This is a genomic window from Caballeronia sp. INDeC2 (assembly GCF_023631325.1).
Lineage (GTDB): Bacteria > Pseudomonadota > Gammaproteobacteria > Burkholderiales > Burkholderiaceae > Caballeronia.
In genome coordinates, this window is sequence record NZ_JALQDG010000002.1 from 1 (window position 1) to 2,789 (window position 2,789).

Annotated in this window: 3 protein-coding genes; all 3 read right to left on the reverse strand. The window is 64.4% G+C overall.

Annotation, left to right across the window (positions count from 1 at the left end):
• Nucleotides 1–1,319 (reverse strand): NAD(P)(+) transhydrogenase (Re/Si-specific) subunit beta (locus NCS28_RS01640; protein ID WP_250512153.1); only part of this gene is annotated, 1,319 nt, incomplete at its 3' end.
• Nucleotides 1,319–1,639 (reverse strand): NAD(P) transhydrogenase subunit alpha part 2, encoded by a 321-nt coding sequence (locus tag NCS28_RS01645; RefSeq protein WP_250512154.1) that lies wholly within the window; start codon nucleotides 1,637–1,639, stop codon nucleotides 1,319–1,321. The genes NCS28_RS01640 and NCS28_RS01645, both read right to left, overlap by 1 nt.
• Before the next feature lie 19 nt (nucleotides 1,640–1,658).
• On the reverse strand, nucleotides 1,659–2,789 hold a 1,131-nt coding region (locus tag NCS28_RS01650), incomplete at its 5' end, for a Re/Si-specific NAD(P)(+) transhydrogenase subunit alpha (RefSeq protein WP_250512155.1).

Consider the following 2,789-nt stretch of genomic DNA (forward strand, 5'->3'; position numbering starts at 1 on the left):
TTCACGATGATCGTTCGCGCCTTGTACGCTTCGAGAATCGGCATCCCGGCGATCGGTGACTTCGGATCGGTCTTCGCGGCGGGGTTCACCACGTCGTTCGCCCCGAGCACGAGCACCACGTCCGTTTGACCGAACTCGCTGTTGATGTCCTCCATCTCCTGCACCATCTCGTAAGGCACTTCGGCTTCGGCGAGCAGCACGTTCATGTGCCCCGGCATGCGCCCCGCGACCGGATGAATCGCATACCGCACATCAATGCCTTTTTCGACGAGCTTGTCCGTCAGTTCCTTCAGCGCATGCTGTGCGCGCGCGACGGCCAGACCATAACCCGGCACGATCACCACGCTTTCGGCGTTGCCGAGCATGAACGCGGCGTCATCGGCGGAACCGGATTTCACCGGACGCTGCTCCGTCGAGCCGCCCGCGGTCGCACCGCCAGCCTCGCCGCCAAACCCGCCGAGAATCACGTTGAAGAACGACCGGTTCATCGCGCGGCACATGATGTACGACAGAATCGCACCCGACGAACCCACGAGCGACCCCGCGATGATCAGCATCGGATTGTTCAGCGAGAAGCCGATGCCCGCCGCCGCCCAGCCCGAGTACGAGTTGAGCATCGACACGACCACCGGCATGTCAGCGCCGCCGATCGGAATGATGATCAGCACGCCGAGCGCGAACGCGATGATCGTCATGATGATGAACGGCAGCCACGACTCGGTGAGCATGAAGATCACGCCGAAGCCGACCATCGCGATGGCGAGCAGCAGGTTGATCAGATGCTGTCCCGAATACGTGACCGGCGCGCCCTGAAACAGCCGGAACTTGTACTTGCCCGACAGTTTCCCGAACGCGATGACCGAGCCCGAGAACGTGATCGCCCCGACGAACGTGCCGATGAACAGCTCGACGCGATTGCCGTACGGAATCGGCTCGCCGAGCGGCGCGAGCCCGAACGCGGCAGGCTCCGCCACCACGCCATACGCGATGCACACCGCCGCGAGACCGATCAGCGAGTGCATCGCCGCGACGAGCTCGGGCATCTTCGTCATCTCGACTTTCGCCGCGATGTACGCGCCCGCGCCGCCGCCGACGATCAGCGCGACGAACAGCAGCGACAGCCCGAGCGCCAGATTCGCTTCGAGATAGGCCGCCTGCTTAACGATCAGCGCGAGCGTGGTGAGAATGGCGATCGCCATCCCCGCCATGCCGAACGTGTTGCCGATACGCGCGGTCTTCGGATTGGACAAGCCCTTCAGCGCCTGGATGAAACACACCGAGGCGACGAGATACAGGAGAGTGACGACGTTGAGGCTCATTACGCGCCCTCCTTGCTGGCGATCTTCTTGGGCTCTTTCTTCTTGAACATCTCGAGCATTCGCCGTGTGACGAGAAAGCCGCCGAACACGTTCACCGCCGCGAGCAGCACGGCGAGGGTGCCGAAGAACTTGCCCGCCGCGCCGACCGTGAGGCCGACCGCGAGCATCGCGCCGACGATGACGATCGCCGAAATCGCGTTGGTCACGGCCATCAGCGGCGTATGCAGCGCGGGCGTGACGTTCCACACGACGTGATAGCCGACGTAAATGGCCAGCACGAAGATGATGAGATTGATCACCGTGTGATTGATGACATCCATGTGCGTCTCCGTATCGGCGTTAAGCGTCTGGACGCGTGACTTGCCCGTCGCGGCACTGGAGCGTGGCCGCGACGATGTCGTCCGCGAGGTCGATGTTGAGCGTGCCTTCCTTGGTGAGGATCAGCTTTAGGAAGTCCAGAAGATTGCGGGCGTAGAGCGCGGAGGCATCGGCGCCGACCATCGAAGCGAGGTTCGTATGGCCGACGATATGCACGCCGTGCTTCATCACCACCTGATCGACTTCGGTGAGCGGGCAGTTGCCGCCTTTCTTGCCTTCGAACTCGGGTCCGCGACCCGCGGCGAGATCGACGATCACGGAGCCGGGCTTCATGTGCTTGACCGTTTCGACGGAAATCAGCGTGGGCGCGGGACGGCCGGGAATCAGCGCCGTCGAGATGACGATGTCCGCCGCCTTCGCACGTTCGTGCACCTGCGCCGATTGCCGCGCGAGCCAGCTTGCGGGCATCGGACGCGCGTAGCCGCCGACACCTACCGCCGCTTCGCGTTCCTCGTCGGTTTCGAAGGGCACGTCGACGAACTTCCCGCCGAGCGATTCGATCTGCTCCCTCACGGCCGGGCGCACGTCGGACGCCTCGACGACGGCGCCGAGACGCTTGGCCGTCGCAATCGCTTGCAAACCCGCGACGCCCGCGCCGAGCACGAGCACGCGCGCCGCTTTCACGGTGCCGGCGGCGGTCATCAGCATCGGCATGAAGCGCTGGTAATACTGGCAGGCCATCAGCACCGCCTTGTATCCGGCGATGTTCGCCTGCGACGACAGCACGTCGAGACTCTGCGCGCGGGTGGTGCGCGGCGCGGCTTCGAGCGCGAACGCGGTGACACCCGAGGACGCGAGCCGTGCGGTGTTTTCAGTGTTGAAGGGATCGAGCATGCCGATGAGCACGGCGCCCGGCTTGAGCATCGCCAGTTCGCTTTCGCTCGGCGACTGCACCTTGAGGACGATCTCGGCGGAAAAGGCCGTGGCCGCATCGACGAGATCGGCGCCCGCTTGCGCGAAGGCATCGTCGATATAGCTTGCCGGCAAGCCCGCACCGCTCTGGACGGAAACGCGATGTCCTTGCGTGACGAGCTTCTTGACCGTCTCGGGCGTGGCGGCGACGCGCGCCTCGTTCGCCCGCGTTTCAGCAGG